The sequence below is a fragment of the Eubacterium sp. LMAG:50 genome (genome assembly GCF_008680265.1).
Classification (GTDB): Bacteria; Bacillota; Clostridia; order Lachnospirales; family Lachnospiraceae; genus Eubacterium_U; species Eubacterium_U album.
The window spans coordinates 968679-990252 of record NZ_NALP01000007.1; the positions used below are offsets into that span (position 1 = coordinate 968679).

Annotated in this window: 16 protein-coding genes; 15 read left to right on the plus strand and 1 reads right to left on the minus strand. The window is 32.0% G+C overall.

Annotation, left to right across the window (positions count from 1 at the left end; translation table 11 throughout):
* Positions 1–197: 197 nt before the first annotated feature.
* The 7 genes from CCC31_RS09545 to CCC31_RS09575 all read left to right on the plus strand — a co-directional run bounded on the left by CCC31_RS09545 (position 198) and on the right by CCC31_RS09575 (position 7270).
* Positions 198–1604: a phosphoribosyltransferase family protein gene (locus CCC31_RS09545; RefSeq protein ID WP_022088088.1), complete on the plus strand. Its 1407-nt coding sequence runs from the start codon at positions 198–200 to the stop codon at positions 1602–1604.
* Between the two features lie 62 nt (positions 1605–1666).
* Positions 1667–1999, plus strand: coding sequence for a cupin domain-containing protein (locus CCC31_RS09550; protein ID WP_117910713.1), 333 nt, complete (start codon positions 1667–1669; stop codon positions 1997–1999).
* A 40-nt stretch (positions 2000–2039) separates the two neighbouring features.
* Positions 2040–2261 carry a hypothetical protein gene (locus CCC31_RS09555; protein WP_290851186.1) on the plus strand — a complete coding sequence of 74 codons (222 nt, stop codon included), beginning with the start codon at positions 2040–2042 and terminating at the stop codon, positions 2259–2261.
* 560 nt (positions 2262–2821) lie between these two features.
* The gene (locus CCC31_RS09560) at positions 2822–4012 is read left to right on the plus strand and encodes a transglutaminase-like domain-containing protein (protein ID WP_290851188.1); all 1191 of its coding nucleotides are present in this window, start codon (positions 2822–2824) and stop codon (positions 4010–4012) included.
* A 98-nt stretch (positions 4013–4110) separates the two neighbouring features.
* Entirely contained in the window at positions 4111–4605 is a 495-nt protein-coding gene (locus tag CCC31_RS09565) for a DUF4358 domain-containing protein (protein ID WP_022088085.1), read from the plus strand.
* 14 nt (positions 4606–4619) lie between these two features.
* Positions 4620–6032, plus strand: a complete 1413-nt coding sequence (locus CCC31_RS09570) for an MBOAT family protein (protein WP_290851190.1) — start codon at positions 4620–4622, stop codon at positions 6030–6032.
* Between the two features lie 104 nt (positions 6033–6136).
* The gene (locus CCC31_RS09575) at positions 6137–7270 is read left to right on the plus strand and encodes a DHHW family protein (protein ID WP_290851192.1); all 1134 of its coding nucleotides are present in this window, start codon (positions 6137–6139) and stop codon (positions 7268–7270) included.
* A gap of 99 nt (positions 7271–7369) precedes the next feature.
* Here CCC31_RS09575 and CCC31_RS09580 read toward each other — a convergent pair whose 3' ends face one another.
* Positions 7370–10141 (minus strand): ABC transporter ATP-binding protein/permease, encoded by a 2772-nt coding sequence (locus CCC31_RS09580; RefSeq protein ID WP_290851194.1) that lies wholly within the window; start codon positions 10139–10141, stop codon positions 7370–7372.
* 340 nt (positions 10142–10481) lie between these two features.
* On the opposite strand from CCC31_RS09580, the gene add reads away from it, so the two are divergent.
* The 8 genes from add to CCC31_RS09620 all read left to right on the plus strand — a co-directional run bounded on the left by add (position 10482) and on the right by CCC31_RS09620 (position 21524).
* The gene (gene add / locus CCC31_RS09585) at positions 10482–11474 is read left to right on the plus strand and encodes an adenosine deaminase (protein WP_290851196.1); all 993 of its coding nucleotides are present in this window, start codon (positions 10482–10484) and stop codon (positions 11472–11474) included.
* The gene (locus CCC31_RS09590) at positions 11474–12373 is read left to right on the plus strand and encodes a hypothetical protein (RefSeq protein WP_022088080.1); all 900 of its coding nucleotides are present in this window, start codon (positions 11474–11476) and stop codon (positions 12371–12373) included. Before add ends, CCC31_RS09590 begins: the two co-directional genes overlap by 1 nt.
* 463 nt (positions 12374–12836) lie before the next feature.
* Positions 12837–17735 (plus strand): glycosyl hydrolase family 18 protein, encoded by a 4899-nt coding sequence (locus tag CCC31_RS09595; protein ID WP_290851198.1) that lies wholly within the window; start codon positions 12837–12839, stop codon positions 17733–17735.
* Positions 17736–18219: 484 nt separating this feature from the next.
* Positions 18220–18393, plus strand: a complete 174-nt coding sequence (locus CCC31_RS09600) for a hypothetical protein (RefSeq protein WP_022088000.1) — start codon at positions 18220–18222, stop codon at positions 18391–18393.
* Between the two features lie 23 nt (positions 18394–18416).
* Positions 18417–19433: an ATPase, T2SS/T4P/T4SS family gene (locus CCC31_RS09605; protein ID WP_022088001.1), complete on the plus strand. Its 1017-nt coding sequence runs from the start codon at positions 18417–18419 to the stop codon at positions 19431–19433.
* 7 nt (positions 19434–19440) lie between these two features.
* Complete coding sequence (locus CCC31_RS09610) at positions 19441–20745, plus strand: hypothetical protein (protein WP_022088002.1); 1305 nt, start codon at positions 19441–19443, stop codon at positions 20743–20745.
* Between the two features lie 230 nt (positions 20746–20975).
* The gene (locus tag CCC31_RS09615) at positions 20976–21116 is read left to right on the plus strand and encodes a hypothetical protein (RefSeq protein WP_022088004.1); all 141 of its coding nucleotides are present in this window, start codon (positions 20976–20978) and stop codon (positions 21114–21116) included.
* Between the two features lie 3 nt (positions 21117–21119).
* Positions 21120–21524, plus strand: a complete 405-nt coding sequence (locus tag CCC31_RS09620; RefSeq protein WP_117910555.1) for a hypothetical protein — start codon at positions 21120–21122, stop codon at positions 21522–21524.
* Positions 21525–21574: the final 50 nt, after the last annotated feature.

Consider the following 21574-nt stretch of genomic DNA (forward strand, 5'->3'; position numbering starts at 1 on the left):
TCAGACCATAAATAGTAAAAATGCTTGGTTGGAAATATTTCAAAACTGTTTATTAAAATTACTATTTATGCTACAAAACAGTAGAACCTTATAAACTTTTCTGCTAAAATATATTGGTTGAGATTAGAATCCCGTCTAAAAATGCAGACGGTGATAAACAAAAGTAAAATATATTATAGAATACGAGGTAATAACTAATGGGTGGATTTTTTGGAGTGGCATCTAAAGAAGATAGCGTTTTTGACTTGTTTTTTGGAATTGATTATCATTCACATTTAGGAACAAGACGTGGTGGAATGGCAGTTTATGGAGAAGATGGATTCAACCGTTCAATTCATAATATTGAAAATTCTCCTTTTCGTACAAAATTTGATAAAGACATACAGACGATGAAGGGAAAATACGGAATTGGTTGTATTTCAGATTATGAACCACAGCCATTAATTGTACGTTCACATCATGGTACATATGCACTTACAACAGTTAGTAAGATTAACAATATGGATGAACTTACAAAGATGTTATTTGACAAAGGTCATTCACATTTTCAGGAGATGAGTGGTGGAGAAATTAATGCTACAGAGCTTGTTGCCGCACTTATAAATCAAAAAGATAACCTTATTGAAGGAATGAATTATGCACTTGAAAAAATAGACGGTTCATTGTCAATCTTACTTATGAACCATGCAGGAATTTATGCTGCAAGAGATAAATACGGAAGAACACCGATTGTAATCGGAAGAAAAGAAGGTGCATTTTGTGCGTCATTTGAAAAGTTTGCTTATAAAAATTTAGGATATACAGATTATAAAGAATTAGGTCCTGGAGAAATTGTAGTTATGACAGAAAACAATTGCATAACTCTTCAAAAACCAGGTGATGATATGAAAATCTGTACATTTTTATGGGTATACTATGGTTATCCGGCAAGTTCATATGAAGGTGTAAGTGTAGAACAGATGAGATATAACTGTGGAATGAAGATGGCACAGAGAGATAATGTTAAGCCTGATATTGTAGCAGGTGTACCAGATTCAGGTATTGCACATGCTGTTGGTTATGCAAATGAATCAGGAATCCCATTTTCAAGACCATTTATCAAATACACACCAACATGGCCTCGATCATTCATGCCAACAATTCAGAGTAAGAGAAATTTAATTGCAAAAATGAAATTGTTAGCAGTAGAAGAATTAATTAAAGATAAAAGCCTTTTATTAATTGATGACTCAATTGTAAGAGGAACACAGCTTAGAGAAACAACAGAATTTTTATATGAGAGTGGTGCTAAGGAAGTTCATATAAGACCTGCATGCCCACCATTATTATATGGCTGTAAATATTTGAATTTCTCACGTTCATCATCAGAAATGGAATTAATTACAAGAAGAGTTATAGAGAGACTTGAAAATGGAAATGTAACAGATGAAGTTTTAGAAGAATATGCTAATCCGGATTCTGAAAAATATGAATGTATGGTTGAAGAAATCAGAAAAGAACTTAACTTCACATCATTAAAATTTAACAGATTAGATGATATGTTAGATTCAGTAGGAATAGATAAATGTAAATTATGTACATATTGCTGGGATGGAAAAGAATAATATTAATATTTTTTATGCAAATGCAAATAATAAGCAGTAGCATAATATAAGAGGTAAATTATATGGAACAGTTAATTAAAAATATTAATAAAGCAGAGGTTTTAACTTTAAAAGAACAGGTATCCTATCAGGATGGACAGGTAGTCAGCAAGACTCTTGCACAGAATGATGCTGTAAGTGTTACATTATTTTCTTTTGACAAAGGTGAAGAAATTAGTACTCATGAATCAGGCGGAGATGCATTTGTAACATGCCTTGATGGAGTTGGAGAAATAACAATTGATGGAAAAAAATATGAACTTCATGAAGGTGAATCAATTGTAATGCCTGCAAAACATCCACATGCAGTTTATGGTAAGGAACAGTTTAAGATGCTTTTAGTAGTTATTTTTTAGTTTAAGACATTAGATTGATATTTCTACTTTTAGGAGAAAAATGAAAGATACACAGAGAAACTCTTTAATAGATATAATGAATGGAATAGGAATGTCGCAGTCAAAGTATATGAATTTAGGAGATATTCTTACAATTATGATAAATGGTTTTGGCTTTGCGAGTCCGGGGATGTTTTTATTGGCATTTTGGTTTATTCCGGTGTTTTTTTCTCAATGTGCCTATTTTGCTTCGTTCTGTCTAAGTTTGAACACTATATATTAGCATTATTGACTCATTTGTTATAGCAATATTGATTTATATATTAATTGTAAAAAAAGACCAGTCAATTGATTTGTCAAGAGCCTGGATTATAAGTCCGTTTTGGTTTTATATAGTATGTTGCCGGAGTGGCAATGCCTTTGGGAATACATTGGTTATATGAAAATGCAGTGAGTATAATAAAAAAACAAACAAAAAATATAAAACAGATAAGTAATTTGCAGTGATTAAAAGTAATTGATAAAATAAACGGCTCTAAACTTTTCATAATATAAAGTTTAGAGCCGTTTACTTTGAAATCATATCATATTTCTTTTTTTATTAAAATCTATTTACTCACGTAACTCTTGTATAAAAATCAATTATTCACGTAACTAATGTATAAAAAATATGCAATATAAGTAATATCATTGTTATAGGTACTTAAGAAAAAATTAAAAAATTTCATAACAATATATGCACCATTACAATAATATAATGTGATTATAAATAAAAAGAAGCATTGAGACTTTAGAGTTTTTACCGCGTTATCTAAAATTCAGATTACAAAAAAGGAGTAAATCATGGAAAAGAAAAAATGGATTGCAGTATGGTGTATTTTAGCTGTACTGGTAGTAGGAATGGGAGCAAGTATTACATTAAGTGCTGTAATGTTTAATAAAGTCAGTGGATTAAAGACAAGTGTTGACAGTACCCTTGCAAAAGATGAGGATGTGGCACAGGAAGATGATGTTGTTATTGCTGACGAATACACAATTAAATCAACAAAAAATATTTCTGATGCATATAAAGAAGGAAGAGAAAATTCTTTAAGCAAGGAAGATAAAGATACTCTTGATATGGCTAAGAAAGTTCTTGATGAAATAATAACAGATGGAATGTCAGATTATGAAAAAGAACTTGCTGTGTACAATTGGATGGTAAAAAATATAAAAAATGATTCAGGAATGATGTCTGTTATTCCAACATCAGGTCAGAACGCAGCAACTCCAAATGGTGTTTTAAAATCTAAAACAGCGGTTTGTGTAGGATATGCAACAACTTTCAGATTATTTATGCAGATGATGGATATTGAATGTAAGGTAGTACATACAACTGACAGAATCCATTCATGGGATGAAGTAAAACTTGATGGTGAATGGTATCATACAGATATTTATTCAGATGCAGGAAGTCCAAATTATTCACATTTTAATATGAATGATAAAGAATGTAGTGACAATTATGAATGGAATACAGATTTCTTCCCGGCAGCAACAGGAACAAAATATAACTACGCAGTAGTGAATAATGAAAAATTAGATGATGTATATAAACTTCCAAAGAAAATAAAAAAAGCAATCGAAGATAAGAAATATTTTCTCGCTTATAATTTAGGGCAGGATGTAGATGGTGAAAAAGTCAGCATAATAAATGCAATTGTACAGTCGATTTCAAATTATGTTACAGATAGTTATAATTTATCAGCTAATTTGATTGATGCAGACAATGGCGATAAAGTAATGGCTGTATATATCTCATCTTATAACGATACATCAGCTATGGATAATTTATCAGATAAGGTTACTGAGAAGATTAACAAAGCTGTAGATAAAGCTTTTAGTGATTTTGCAGAAATGTCAGGAATGGAAGACGAAGATTTAGGAGACATAACAAGTAATTCAAGAACAATTGGTTCATCAGATGAAGCAATAGAGAATGAAAGCTTAAATGAAGGAGCAGCTGATGAAAGCGAATCAGGAGCAGCTGAATAAGAAAACTTATGTGAACTTAGGTCTTTTGATTCTGGTAACATAAAAGATTTTAATGAGAGGAGTCCAAGGTGCTGTAATGGCACCTTGGAAATATTAATATGAAAAATAAGTTTATTAAAAAAATATTTAACATTGCATTAGTGTGTGTATTTGCAATTCAGTTGGTTGGATGTGGAAATAACAATAATAAAATAGATATGACTAAACTTGAAAAAACAATGATGGCAGCAGACACAGATATGCCAACAATGTTAGCAGTAAATTCTGATTCAGATAATACAAAAGATTTATTTGCGTATCTTTCGGATATGGATTACAGTAAGGTTGACAAATATTTTTTAGATTATGCACAGGAAGGAACGGCTGAAGAGGTTGCTGTTATCAGAGTTAAAAACAGCAAAGACGTAGATGAAGCAAAAAAGAGCCTTGAAAAACATATTAAGGACAGAATTGCATTTTACAAAAGTTATGACCCAACACAGGTAGACAGAGCAAATGATGCACAGATATTTGTTAAAGATGATTATGCTGTTTTAATTGTAAGTGATAATGCAAGTGAAATAAAGAAAGCATTTGAAGATAGCTTTAAATAAAAAAGGAAAAATATATGGTATTTAGCAGCGGAGTTTTTTTGTTTTTATTTTTGCCTATCGTATTGGCAGTATATTATATATGCCCTGGAAAGCTAAGAAATACAGTACTATTTGTATTCAGCCTTATTTTTTATGCATGGGGTGAACCGATATATGTTGGAATAATGATTTTTTCAACGGCATTTGACTATTGTAATGGAATGTTGATAGAAACATTTAGAAAAAAGCATAATGAAAAAATCTGTAAAATTGTAATTATAATGTCAGTAGTTGTAAATTTGGGAATACTGGCATTTTTCAAATATACGGATTTTGTAATTACAAATATAAATAATTTATTTGGTGCATCTGTATCATTATTGCAGATAGCCCTTCCGATAGGTATATCATTTTATACATTTCAAACATTATCTTATACAATAGATGTTTATCTTGGAAAAGTTAAAGTTCAGCACAATATAATAAATTTTGGAATGTATGTGAGCATGTTCCCGCAATTGATAGCAGGACCGATTGTAAGATATAGTGATGTTGAAAATCAGATAGCCAGACGAAATGAAAATATAGATGACATAGCAAATGGTTTTAGAAGATTTATTGTTGGACTTTCTAAGAAAATACTCGTAGCAAATCAGGTCGGAAATTTATGGGACGAAATATCGGCAATGTCTTCAATCACTACATCAATGGCATGGGTAGGAGCTATCGCATATACTTTTCAAATTTATTTTGATTTTTCAGGGTATTCGGATATGGCAATTGGCTTAGGGCAAATGTTTGGATTTAAATTTCCTGAAAATTTCAACTATCCATATGAGTCAAAAAGCATTACTGAGTTTTGGCGCAGGTGGCATATGACTCTTGGAACATGGTTTAGAGAATATTTGTACATACCACTTGGTGGAAATAAAAAAGGAGTTCCAAGACAGATATTTAACTTATTTATAGTTTGGTTCTTAACAGGATTATGGCATGGTGCAGGTTGGAATTTTGTCTGTTGGGGATTATATTTCTTTATAATTTTAGTTTTGGAAAAATTTGTGTTAAAAAAAGTGTTAAATAAATGCCCAAATATTTTAAAACATATCTATTCATTGATTTTAATAGTATGTGGCTGGGTTATATTTGCATGTACTGACATGTCAGAAATGGGTACATTCTTTAAGGCAATGTTTGGAATTAAAACTCCGTTTCTTGGAGAAATGTCTTTATATTATATAGGATCATACGCAGTTATTTTAATAATTGCAGCTATAGCAAGCACAAAATTACCAAAATATATTGTAGGTCAGGTTGCAATTAAAATGAATGTTTCAAATAATGTTAAATTAATTGTAAGTAATGTGGCATGTTTAATTCTGTTCTTTATATGTGTTGCATTTTTAGTAGGAGATTCATATAACCCGTTTTTATATTTTAGATTTTAAAGGAAAGGGTAAGTATATTTTTAATAGAGATATGTGTTTATACTATAAGAAAAAATTAGTATTAATATGTAAGTCTTGTTAGAAGAACATTAAAAGGTGAAAATATGAGAAAAATAAATTGTATATTTGTCATTGTGATGGTACTTATTCTTGCCGGAACGGGAATAGAGATTTTTGCCACAAAGGATAGAAGCTTTTCGGAGAATGAAAACAGATATTTAGAGGAAAGACCCCAAATTAGTTTAAGCAATATAGAAAATACTGATTTTCAAAAGTCATTAGAAAATTTTATTAGTGACCAGATTCCTGAAAGAGAAAAATTGATTACTTTAAGGAGCGTGGCTAAAGAGTTAACGGGAATTAAGGATATAGAAGGAGCTTACATTGGAAAAGATGGTTATTATCTTGAAAAAATAACAAATGAAGATGTGAGTGAAGAACAGCTGAAAAATAATATAAGATACATAAATACATTTTTTAATAAAAATAAAGAACTTAAAAGTTATGTAATGTTAATTCCTGGTTCCGGAAATATATTAACTGATAAATTACCAAAACATGCAGATGTTTACGACTATAATTATTATGAAAAAATAGCAGAAAAGGAATTTACAAACAATGCAGACAATAATACTCAAATCGTAAATACATATGATGCATTGAAGAAATTATCGAAAGATTATATTTATTATAAGACAGACCACCATTGGACAACTAAAGGTGCATTTATTGCTTATAATGAATTTTGTAAAGTGGAGGGAATTGAAAGTGAACCTTATGAAAATTTGAAAATGAAAAATGTGACAGATAAATTTTATGGAACATTATATTCAAAGGTTCTTGATAAAAAGAAAAAAGGCGATTCGATAGAAATAGCAGAAAATATTCCCCAATGTAATGTGATGATTAATGGTAAAAAATCAGAAATTTACCATATAGATAAATTAAAAGAAAAAGATAAATACCAGGTATTCTTTGGTGGAAATTATGGTGTAGTTAGTATTGAAAACAATGAGGCAAATAACGATAAAAATTTGTTAATAATAAAAGATTCATATGCAAATAGTTTTACACCATTTTTATTAAAAGATTATAAGACAATTACAATTGTGGATTACAGATATTTTAGTGGAAATCTTCAAAGTATTGTACAATCTAATAATATAACAGATGTGCTTGTTTTATATGAAATGAGCAATTTTATGAAAGATAAGAATTTGGTAAAGATGATGTTTTAGTTTGAAATATACTTAAAGCCCGGAGTGTGGACAACGCCCCGGGCTTTAGTATAAAAGTGTTTATCATATATATAAATCACAGATATTTTAAGAATTAATTTATTCACTTCTCAACGCTGCAACAGGGTCTTTCTTTGCTGCCTTTTTAGCAGGAATAAATCCGCCAATCAACGTTAAAATAACACTTAAAACAATTAATATAATTCCACTTTGAACAGGTAAAAATGCATTTACATTAGTTGAGTCTGTAACTGCATGAATAATTGCATTTATAGGAAGCAGTAGAAGACAGGTTATTCCTATACCTATCATTCCGGAGAATAGTCCTATAATAAATGTTTCAGCATTAAATACCTGAGAAATATTTTTCTTTGATGCACCAATTGCACGAAGAATACCAATCTCTTTTGTTCTTTCAAGTACAGATATATAAGTTATAATACCAATCATAATAGATGAAACTATAAGAGAAACTGCAACGAAAGCAATTAATACATAAGTTATTACATTAATAATTGTAGTGATACTTGACATAAGTAAAGCAACGTAATCAGTATATGTTATTTTATCCTTATCGTCCTTTACATCTTTATTATACTTGTCAATACAATCAGATATTGAATCCTTATCTTCAAATGTATCAGCATAAATGCTAATTGATGAAGGAGCGCCAAGGCTTACGTATCCAAAATTTTTCATATTATCATCATAGCTTCCAACATCTATATAGTTATCATATATAGAAAGCATTTCTTCATCTTTAGGATTCTCTAAATATGAATCAAGCATGGCAGCTAACTGGGTTTCAGTCATTGAATCAAGCATTTGAATCTGCTCAGGAGAATCAGCATATGCAGTCATTGCCATGGATTTCCACATATTTGCTTTGTCTGATGTAGAAAGGTTTGACAAATAAGTTTTGGCATCATCAATTTTTATACTGTCATTGTCCGGATTAAAATGTAAACCGTTTAATACATTTACGTCAGGACTATTTTTTTGAGCTTTAACAATATCACTTTTATTTCCATAATTAATTAAATAATTAGTAAGAGCCTTAGTGTAGCCAACACTTCCTGATATTTGAATATTAGATGAGTCATCTGAAGTCTGTCGGATGATACCTGAAACTTTCAAAGTAATACCTGATTTTAGTAATTCTTCAACTTTATTATTGTCATTGCCAATATATTTAAATAAATCAGATTTATTTTTCTGATAAAGGTCGCTATCCGCAATTAAATAAAAGTTGTGATTACATATGTCTTCATATGATATCTTGGAAGTTTCCGGATTGACTTCTTCCCCTTTATTAATTTGCTTTAAAATATCTTTATAATCTTTTGATGGTAAAAGCCCAAGATAATAAAGAGTAGTAAGTGATACTTCATTATTTTTATCTAAAACAAGAACAACTTCATCATAAGCTTTAGGCCAGTCACCATATACAACTTTATAATTATCTTTTATGACATTACTTACGAGTTCATCATTTTTGCCGGATAACATTTCAGCAAATGGACTGCCATTCATATTTCCTGTCATCATATCGGTGCTCATAGAAGTGCTCATATCCGCATTCATTGAGACTGACATACTGTCATTCATCTGGGCAATTGAACTTGTATTAGAATTAGAATTTGAAAATGTGCTTCCATTAGTATTTACAAGAGTATTGTCTGAATCATAAGAAAATACAGAAAATGGAACATCATAAGAATAGACTATTCCGTTTTCACCAACATAATTGTTGATTTCACTGTCCTTATTATCAAGATATTTTTTAAATTCAGTCAAATTATTTTCGCTAATACTTGTTGCCATTTTACTTGTCATCATAATATCTGTTCCATTTGAAAAAACAGCATTTAATTTATGATTAACTTTCTTTTTAGAAGCATGTTCGCCGGCATTCATCATGCTGGAAAGGTCAAAGGTTTTTTGCTCTATGGTTATTGGATATGAAGTCATGGTATCCTTTTGAATATCAGTGATGTATTGATTGACACCTGTTGAAAGCGATAATATTAATGCAATTCCAATAATTCCTATTGAGCCTGCAAATGCAGTTAAAAAAGTTCTCCCTTTCTTGGTTTTTAAATTATTAAAACTAAGGGCAAGAGAAGTCAAGAACGACATTGACGATTTACCCATATTTTTATGCTCGGGCGGAGCTATTTTTTTGTCATTAAGTTCAAATGGATTAGAATCATCTAATATATGACCGTCTTTTACTCTGACAATTCTGTTTGCATAGAGATTTGCAAGTTCAGGGTTATGAGTAACCATAATGACAAGTTTGTCTTTAGCAACTTCCTTTAAAAGTTCCATAACCTGAACGCTTGTGTCACTGTCTAATGCTCCCGTAGGCTCATCAGCAAGTAAAATATCAGGATTATTAACTAAAGCTCTGGCGATTGCAACACGTTGCATCTGACCACCTGAAAGCTGATTTGGACGTTTGTGAATCTGTTCACCAAGCCCCACATCCGTAAGAGCCTGCTTAGCTCTTTCCTTGCGTTCTTTTTTTGAAATCCCTGAAATTGTAAGCGCCAATTCAACATTTGATAAAATGGATTGATGAGGTATAAGATTGTAACTTTGAAATACAAATCCTATAGTATGATTTCGGTAAGAATCCCAGTCTTTATCTTTGTATTTTTTTGTGGAAATTCCATTTATAATCAAATCTCCGGTATCATATCGGTCAAGACCTCCAACGATATTAAGTAATGTAGTTTTACCGGAACCGCTAGGCCCTAAGATTGCAACGAATTCATTGTCACGAAAATTCAAACTCACATTATTGAGGGCAGTTTGCACAAAATCACCGGTTGTATATTTTTTTGAAATATTTTTAATTTGCAGCATAAATCCTCCTAAGATTTTTAAGTAGATGTATGGGTAATTTATATATATCAATTATAAAAAAGACAAAGCTAAAATCCTATAAATATGTTATGTCTATATAAGAGTATTCTTTAAAATTTATGCCCGCCAAAAAATAATAAATTTTCTTATACAAAACCCAATAATATCATAACTATAGTTTATAAATAAAATAACAATATTTTGTTAACAAATAATTATTTAGGAGTATAATTAAAGAAAAGAGGAAACAAAATGAATGAAGTTCATTTTAATAAGTGTTTACGCTAAACAGCCACTGACAAAAGGGAGGGGCATTATATATTAAAGGATAGGTGCGGATATGGAAAAAAGATATATTGAGTTGCATCTTCATTTAGATGGAGCAATTACGCCTGATATAGCAAAAGATTTGGCAGCATTGCAGAAAATAAAACTTCCATATAAAGACGAACGTGAATTAGAAAAAGCTCTTATGGTTTCTAAGGATTGTAGAAGTTTAAATGAGTTTTTGGAATGCTTTAAATTACCTTGTAGTTTACTGCAGACAAAAGAAGGAATAGCGAGAGCTGTTTATTTGGTTCAGGAAAATATAAAAAGACAAGATGTAGTATACGCGGAAATAAGATTTGCACCACAACTTCATATGGATAAAGGTTTGACTATGAGGGAAGTTATTGAAAGTGCTTTGGATGGATTAAAGAAGTCTGATTTGAAATGTAATCTTATTTTATGTTGCATGAGAATGGCTGATAATAGAGAACAGAATTTGGAAACAGTTAAACTTGCAAAAGAGTATTTGATAAATGAAGAAAGCAATAAAGATTACGGAGTAGTTGCACTGGATTTAGCAGGAGCTGAGGCATTATATAAGACAGAACAATTTATTGATGTTTTTAAACTTGCAAACGAATTAAATGTACCATTTACTATACATGCAGGGGAGGCCGATGGCGCAGAAAGTGTAAAAAAAGCAGTTGAATTTGGCGCAAAAAGAATAGGACATGGAGTAAGAAGTGTAGAGAATTTGGCACTTATGAAAGCACTTTCAGAGAAAAAAATATGTTTGGAAATGTGTCCTACAAGTAATTTGCAGACAAAAGCAATTGAAAAGATTGAAGATTTTCCGATAAGAGAGTTTATGAAATTAGGAATTCCTGTTACAATTAATACAGATGATATGGCAATATGTGGAACGGACATGGGGCATGAGATGAACTTAATAAGAAATAAATTTGACATTACGGATAATGAAGAAAGTGAAATTTATGCAAATGCAGTAAGATATTCATTTGCTAAAAATAAGATTAAAAAACAACTAATGGAGGTACAATAATGGCAGAAAAAGTAGAATTTTCCAGCAAGCAGATGTTGGATTGGATGGGATATATTGCAGATATGTTGCAGATAAGTCCGGAAAAAATTAAGTTGTTAAATACATGCAGCAAAAGAAGAAATGTATTGGCAACAATAGCAACTCATAAGAGAGTTTTGATTTTTGCTGATGAAACAAATGAAAATATGCTTTATAAATTATGGGAAGCAGGATACGGCGATTATGAAATGTATTACGGACAAGGATATGAGCCGGGTGAAATGAAACACTGTAAAGTATTTGAACTCATGGATGTAAATATAAGTGGACCTACAGTTATTTTTGTAGTAAATGAAAATACACGTGAGTCTATGATATTTGGAATGAAAAATGAAAACTTTTCAACAGGTAGTGTAAAATATGTTGGACACGAAATCCGCTCCGTAATTATGAATAAGTTAGAAATGGATGTAAGGGATACAGTGCTTATTGCCAGTGGTGAAAGTATTGTAATAGAAGCATCAATGGTTGCATATGAAGGTGTGGTAATTGCTGTTGAAAGAGATAAAGGTTCACTTGCATCAATGGAAGAAAATGCAGCAAAATTTGGAGTACATAATGTGGAAATAGTATCGGATTTAACAGAAGAAGCATTAAAGGATAAGCCGGTTCCAAGACTTGCTTTTCTAGTTGCACAAAAGGATACAATTGAGCAGGATATTGTAACACTTAAAAAGATAAATCCAGACATGAAAATTATAATATATACTTTAGAGCTTGATATACTTTCAGATATTCCATATTTATTCAAGAAACATGGAGTTAATTTGTCTGAAGTAATGCAGATATCTGTTTCAAAGACAGATAAGGACAGTGTATTTGTTGCACAGCCTGCACCATGGATAATTTCAGGTGAATAAAGGGGCATGCCAAAGGTCTTTCACACACTTATGAGTAAACTTATGTGGGCTTATACCTTTTGACCGTTGGTAATATATATAATATTTAATATAAGATGCTGTTTCGATAGCAAATTTAATTTGCTATCGAAACAGCATCTTTTTTTATGGAGTAACAAATTTGTTCATAGTTACATTAAATAATGTATCGCTCGACTAAGAAAATATATAAACAACTAAAAAATTGTGGAAAATGTATAAAAATAAATTCTAAAAGAGAAAAAATTGGGTGATTTTTTATTGTACATAATTGGCAAAAATTGTATGGATTTGTTTTTTATAAAAAATAGACACCCGCATAAAAAAAACACACTCTTCTTTGAAAATACAAAATGATAAACTTGTGAAGAAAATGTGAAAGCTGAATTTTACTATGTAAATGGGTAACAAATAGGAGACAAAAATGTATTGAGGAGGTAAGAAAATGAGTCTTTACTATTTCACAAAGAGAAACTCGTTATTTGGCAGAGTTTGCAGTTACGTGTTAACATTTGTTTTAGTACTTTCAATGGCTTTGGGGTGTGTAGTTTTACCACAGAGAGTAAGTACAAGTGTTAAGGCAGCAACAACTGCTAAGTATCGTAACGTAATGTATTACGGTGACTGGTCAATTTATTCAGGACAGAAAAACTTTACACCTGACAAGATTGACGGAAGTTTAATAACACATTTGAATTTTGCATTTATGGATGCAGATGCAAATGGAGACTTAATCACAACAGACACATGGGCAGATTATCAGAATCCAAACGTTGGATACTCAGTTGGAAGTGATAATAAATATGCAGGTGTGTTAGGAGCAATGGTACTCTTGAGACAGAAATATCCAAACATGAAAATAGGTATTTCAGTTGGAGGATGGACAAGATCAGGAGATTTTCCAAAACTTGCAGCATCAGACAAGACAAGAAAGAATTTCGCAAACAATGTGGCAAAGTTTGTTCACTGCTATGGATATGACTTTGTAGACATCGACTGGGAATACCCAACAGCAGACAGAGATCCGGATCCTGAAGGAAACGGAGTGGCAATAGACAAGGGATGCAAAGGCTCAGCAGCAGACACAAAGAATTTCACATTATTGTTACAGGAAATCAGAAATTCATTGGACAGCTATGGAAAGACAGATGGAAAGCACTATGAATTATCAGTGGCAATGTCAGCATCACCAAAAATGATGTCAGCAATCGAATATGACAAGGTGTTAAACATAGTAGATTTTGCAAACATGATGACATATGACTTAAACGGTGCATGGGGAGGATTCACGGCTCACCAGACAGCATTATACACAAACCCTGCATATGACGGAGGGGATGCATCACTTTCAGTAGATTCATGCATAAAATATCTTGAAAATAAATATGGAGATGACATAGATTACTCAAAGATAGTAGTGGGAGTGGCACCATATACAAGAGGCTGGAAGGAAGTAAAGAAGGACACCGGAAGAGATCCAAAGAATCCGGGCTTATATGCAGACGCAACAGGAGAAAACGGAGTAACATATGCATACGGAGACATAGATTCATTAATAAGCAAGTATAACCTTACAAAGTACTGGGATGATGTGGCAAAGGCAAACTACTTCTACAGTGAATCAACAGGAATGTTCTTCACATGTGACACGGAAGAATCAGTAGCAGAAAAAGGAAAATATGTAAGAGAGAAACATTTGGGCGGACTCATTTCATGGATGGCATCACTTGACAGCACAAACTCAATCACAAAGACAATGAAGGAATCACTTTATGGATCAGAAGCATTACCAAAGCAGAACATAATAATTCCTGGAAATGACGGTGTTGAAACAACAGTAACAGCATCAGGAGATACATACGCAATAACAATAAAGAACACAAACGAAAAGGTAACAATGCCGGGCGGAGCAAAGGACATATCAGTAATGCCATGGGCAGAATACTTTGGAAAGACATTAAGTTATCCGTCAATAGCGATAGAGACACAAAATGGAGAGACATTATCAGGAGACTGGAGTGCAGGCGGAACAATTACAAGTGAAAACGGAAAGACAGTAGTGACACCACCGGAATGGAGCTCAAAGACATTGGAGCCCGGAGCATCATTAACATTTACATTAAAATCTGGAAAAGGAACAGCAAGTATAGGAAACATTAAAGGAATAGTATTAAGACAGAGAGCTGTTTCAGGAGGAGAAATCCTTTCTACTAATTTAGTATATGGAAATGGTGTTTCAGAAGGAACAACAGTTCAGAATACAACAAAAGAACAGGATGTAACTACAACAAAGAAACAGGAGACAACAAAAGCTTCGGAAACAACAACTAAGAAACCAGAAACAACAAAGGCACCTGAGACAACAACTAAAGTAGCAGAGACAACAACAAAGGTACCGGAAACAACTTCATCTCATAAACCAATACAGGGATTGAATTCAAGATTATTAATAGGTTATTACCATACATGGGATAATTCAGGAAATCCTTTCATTAAGTTAAGAGATGTAGATAAAAACTGGGATGTAATAAATATATCATTTGCAGAACCTGTAAGTGCAGGAAGTACAGACGGAAAAATGAAATTTGATATTTCAGGACTTACAGCAGACTACACAAAGGCAGATTTCAAAAATGATGTGAAAGCATTACAGGCACAAGGTAAAAAGATTGTACTTTCAATAGGTGGATATGAGGGATATTTCTCATTGACATCACAGAGTGCAGTTAACCAGTTTGTAAGCGATATCAAATCAATTGTAGATGAATACGGATTTGATGGAATAGACATTGACCTTGAACAGTCATCAGTTCAGTTTGAAAGTGGAAAAGATACAGACATTAACAATCCAACATCACCAAAGATTGTTAACATGATTAATGCAATAAGAACAATTGTAAACAGTTATGGAGATGACTTCATTCTCTCATGGGCACCTGAAACATTCTACGTACAGTTAGGATATCAGTTCTATGGTGGAATAAATCAGTACTGTGATGCAAGAGCAGGTGTATATCTTCCAATGATAAATGCACTTAGAAATGAAACAACATATGTACATGTACAGCTTTACAATTCATCACCAATGATTGCAACAGATAATCAGTCATACAACATGGGAACAAAAGAAGGAATTGTTGCAATGTGCAACATGTTATTAAACGGTTTCTATGTAAATAACTATTATACAAAGTCACAGACAGCAGAAAAGTATTTTGCACCACTTAGACCTGATCAGGTAGTAATAGGTGTGCCTTCATCAGCAAGTGCTGCAGGAAGCGGACAGGTTTCAAATGAAACATTACAGAGTGCATTTACAGAATTAAACAATGCACATCCTGGATTAAGAGGAATTATGACATGGTCAATTAACTGGGATTCATCACAGAATAAGAACTTATTTGCACAGAGTAATGGTAGATTCCTTGATAGTCTTTCAGGAGAAGAAACAACAAAGACACCAGAGATAACAACAAAGGCACCAGAAACAACAAAGGTGGCAGAGATAACAACAAAGGCACCAGAAACAACAAAGGCACCAGAAACAACAACTAAGACACCTGAAACAACAATTGATTCAGAATATCCACAGTGGAATAAAGATACAATTTACACAGGTGGAAACAGAGTTATATATAATGGAAAAGTATATCAGGCAAAATGGTGGACACTTGGAGATAATCCGGAAACATGTGGCCAGTGGGGTGTTTGGAAATATGTTGGTGATGCAACAGTAACACAGCCAACAACAAAGGCGCCAGAGACAACAACAAAGACAGTTGAGACAACAACTAAACAGGAAATAGTTTTAGATAAACCATTTGGATTAGTAGTAACTTCAACAGCAAATAACTCAATTACAGTTGTATGGGGCAGAGGCACAATTGATTTATATAATGTTTACATTGATGGAAAATTAGTATCAAATGCAGTAGCATGTGGCTCATACACATATACAGGTTATACAGCTGGAAGACATACAGTTGCGGTAACAACAACTTATAATGGAAAAGAGTCAGAAAAGACAGAAACTGTAGTAGATGTAAAAGGTCAGACAGAGACAACAACAAAGACAGTAGAGACAACAAAAGCACCTGAGACAGAAGCAACAACAGCTAAAAGTGAAGAAACAACTAAGGCTGCTTCAGGCTATCCTGAATGGGTAAATGGAAAAGTTTATGTAAAAGGTGATAAAGTGTCTTATAACGGAAATGTTTATGAAGCTCAGTGGTGGACAAATGGTGATAACCCTGAAACATGTGGCCAGTGGGGCGTTTGGAGATTGACAGACGGAACAACAACAAAACCGGCGGCAACAACAAAGCCTGTGGAAACAACAAAGACACCTGAAGTAACAACAAAAGCTCAGGAAGTAACAACATCAAAAGAAGAAGAAACAACTCAGGATAATAACTATACAGTTAACAAGAGTTTACCTGAACATATTGTTACAGGATATTGGCATAACTTTACAAATGGAGCTGCAAACTTAAAGTTAAGTGAAGTACCATCATACTATGATTTAATTTGTGTTTCATTTGCAGATTCAACATCAACACCTGGAGAAGTAACTTTTAGTGTAAATGGAGACTTAAGCAAGGCAGTTGGTGGATATACAGATGCACAGTTCATTCAGGATATTAAGACATTAAAGGAAAGAAATCAGCATGTAATTCTTTCTATTGGTGGTGCTGAAGGTACAATTTATATTACAAGTCAGGCAGCAGCAGATAATTTTGCAAACAGTTTAATTAAAGTAATTGAACAGTTTGGATTTGAAGGTGTAGACATTGACCTTGAAGGTGGAGCAGTAGCAGGAACGGAATATATTGCAGGAGCACTTAGAAAGGTTCATAACCATTTCGGCGACGAATTTATTATTACAATGGCACCTGAAACATATTATATGCAGAGTCCAACATCTAATTACTTTAAGTTAGCATTAGATATTAAAGATATTTTAACAGTAGTTAATATGCAGTATTACAATTCAGGTAGCATGGTTGGATACGGTGGAGGAGTTTATAGCTGTGGTTCAGTTGATTTCCTTACATCACTTGCAACATTGCTTATTGAAAACGGATTAAGACCAGATCAGGTCGGAATTGGTGTTCCATCATCAGCACCGGCTGCAGGAAGTGGTCTTGTATCTACAAATACATTAACATCAGCTCTTAATTGTTTAACAAAAGGAATGGCAAGTGGTGGAAGCTTTATGCCGCCTAAGACATATCCTTCATTAAGAGGTGTAATGACATGGTCAATTAACTGGGATGCATCTAATGGATACGCTTGGGGAAGCGCAATGGATAAGGCAATAGATACATTACCAAAAACAAAATAAAGGTATTAAATGTAGCTGGGGAGCTATAAAATATTGGGGTTTAAAGTAAGCCGTTTAAGTGAGAAATCACTTAGACGGCTTTTTCGATTTTTATGGCTGATTTCTTAATGCTAATTAAAAAAAGAAAATATTGTACAAATCATGCTTTAAAAAGAAACCAGATAATAGATTTAATATGCCGATTATAAAAAGTAATAATTTAAAATAATGTTTATATAGAAAATTTGAAAAATATATAAAATATAATTGACTACATAACTAAAATGTGATATTATTCTGAGTACCGAACAAACAACATAATATATGTATAATAACATGGCACACAATATGTATCAAAAAATGAACGATGAAAAGAGTGTTGAATAAATAATAATTAGTAGTTATAAGGCTTTTATCATCGCGCTTAGGAAGAAACATAGCTGTGTAGTTCTTACCCGAAGCGTATAATATGTGATTATTTGGAATAAAGTATAGGAGGTAAATTATGGACATTTTTTTACAGGAACATGGTAAAACAATTTTCATTGCAGTATGCATTTTGCTGTTAGTGGGTGTTGCTTATGTTGTGGGACCGATTATATCAGATGCGATTAAGGGAATTGTAAACAGTTATGCAGGTTCTGTAACTTTTAACAGTGTAGCAGGAAAGATTAGTTAATTATAGGCGAAAGGGGAATACAGTTGAGAAAATTGTCATTGCCGGATAGGGCATTTGGAAAGTTATTACCATTTATTTATGACGATAACATTACGGACATCAATTATAGTCGTGAATTATGGGTGAATGATTTAAATAAGGGAAGGTATAAGATTGAGGGATTTACGTTAGATGAATTGTTTATACAACAGTTTTATACAAAAATAAGTAATTTAATGAATGTTCAATTTAATCAAAACAATCCATTATTAGAAGCGGAAACTGAAAATTTAAGAATTTCGATTTTGCATGATTCAGTTACAAATACAGGAATCAGTATAAGTATTAGAAAAACTCCTGCTGTAAGAAGAATAAGCAGGGAAAGTATTTTAGAAAGTGATTATTGTCCGGAAGTATTGGATATTTTTATGGAAAACGCCATCAAGGCACACTGCACTGTGATTGTTGGAGGGTTACCGGGAGTGGGTAAAACAGAATATGTAAAATATTTAACAAGTTATATTCCGGACTATGAAAGGGTGTATACAATTGAGGATAATCTTGAATTAAGATATTCGTCAATTAATCCGCAGAAAGATTGTGTGGAAATTAAGGTAAGTGATAATTTTGGATATGCTGATGCACTAAAGGCAAGTAAACGACAATTACCAACATGGGTTTTGCTTGCGGAGGCAAGAGGAGAGGAAGTTAAGTATCTTTTGGAAAATATTTCGGCAGGAGTACATTGTATAACGACAATTCACTTGGATGATGCAGGTAAAATACCCGATCGCTTAAGAAACATGGGACAGTCAGTTTATGAAAATGATGTTTATTCGTTTATTGATATTGGAATACAATTGCAGTCGGTAGTAAAACAGGGAGAGAAAATTTCGAGAAAAATAACACAAATTATTTGTTTGTCAAGATATGAGGATAGAAATGAAAAGACAATGATATATGAAGATGGAAGAATATTATGTAGAAAACTTCCACCTGAATTGATGAGAAAATTCAGAATGGCAGGTATTACAGATCCTTTTAAGAAAAGTGAAAATTAGGAGATAAATGAAAAAAGTAAAATATTTTAGAAAATACATATGTATTATAGCTATAGTTGTAGGAATAGCATTTGCGTATAAGTTAGAACTTCCAATAGTGATTGCTATAGGTGTAATAACAACGTTACTTATGCCTATGCTATATAAAGAAGAAAAAAAGAAAAGCTATTATAAGAAAAAATTTGAAGACTTAATAAGCTATATGGAGCAGATGTGCTATTCGTTTAAGAAAAGTGGAAAAATCAGACCATCTCTTATAGATGCACAAAAAATAAGTGATGGTGAGATGAAGGAAATAATTGAAGAAGTTATTGTAAATATTGATTCTAAAATGAATGAAGATATTTATGAGCAGGCACTTAAAATTCTCGAAGAAGAATATTATTGTAAAAGACTTATTTCACTTCATGAATTTATTATAAAAATAGAAAAACAAGGTGGAGAATTTGAAGAATATATAAATATTATTCTTAGCGATATAAAAGAGTGGAGTGATAGAACGGAACTTTTTAGAAGAGATATAGATAGGATAAGAAGAAACGTTCTTATATCAATTGGAGCTACACTATTAACATGTGGATTTATGGCTTATCTTATACCAAAAGAATATTCATTTACAGGAAATATAGTATATCAGATAAGTTCGATGATTATTATTTTGATAATGCTTGTCATTTATATTTTTGTTTATAAGAAACTAAATATTGACTGGTTGAAAGAGGAGAGTTTTCTTAATCCTGAAATGGTAGATAAGTATTATGACTTAATTATGAAAAGCCAGAATGAAAAAATAAAATTTATGGACAAGTTGTCAATTAATAAAGTCAAAAAGAGAATGAGACGGGAAATATCGAAAGTATTTCCTGATTGGTTAAGGCAGGTAGCGTTGAATTTGCAACAGCAGACAGTACAGTCTTCAATAGAAAATTCATATGATGATGCACCATATATTTTAAAAAGACCAATACGACATTTATTAATTGATTTTGAAGAATATCCAATAGGGATAGAACCTTATGATAATTTTCTTCAAGAACTCGATATGCCTGAAATACAGTCATCATTAAAAATGTTTTATTGCATAAATGAGTTAAGTAAAGAAGAAACTTATAAGCAGACAAATGCAATTATAGATAGAAATAATAAGATGTTAAAGCAGGCGGAAGAAATGAAAAATAAAGACAGAATTGGATTAGCAGGGACTTTGTCAGCAGGACCAATGATGGTAGGAGTTGTAAAGATAATTATTGATATGGTGCTTATGATTTTAGTATTTACGTCCGCATTGGGAAATGTAATGAATGGAGGATGAAAATGAAATTATTATTATCTGAATTAGGTCAGACTTTGATTTATGGAATATTATTTTTATTCATTGTTGCGGGATTTTACCATATGTTACAGCAGGTTACATAGTTTTATGAGAGTAAAAATAATATGAAAATAAGTTTTTGATTTATAAAAATAGTAAAAGTCGAACCTTATATTATAAAAAGAACAAATGGAAGAATAGAGTAATTTGGGATAAAAGGAAGGTAGAGAATGGAGAATTTATTAGAAGAACATGGCGAGATAATTATAAGTGGAATTATTTCGGTAATATTAATAATTTTGTCTATTGCAATTATGTATACTGCAGCGGGAATGAATGTAGATTTTTTTACAAAACTGGTAGGAGGATAACGCATGGAAGTATTTTTAAGCGAACATGGACAAACTATTCAATATGCGGTAATTGGTGTAATTATTGTTGCACTTATTAGCATTATAACAAACACAAGTATTAAAAAAATAATGCCTGCATACAACTGTGAAGGAAGTAATACTAACAGAGAGTTTTCGGAAGAATACAAAAAGAAATGCCCTATTATTGTAGGTGACGATGTTATATATGTTACATATTTAGATAAAAGTTTTGATGTGACAAATCAAATTAGTGCAAGGGATTATGATGGAAAAGATATAACAGATAAATTGAAAATATATGGAGATGTAGATGTGTTTCACAGAGGTGTATATAACATTAAATGTATTGTAAGAGGTGAAAGTGGCATTAAAAGTATTAGGAATATGAATGTTGTAGTGGAATAAGCAATGGTAATACAGATTGGCCTGGAAATAAAAAGTCAATGTTAAATTAG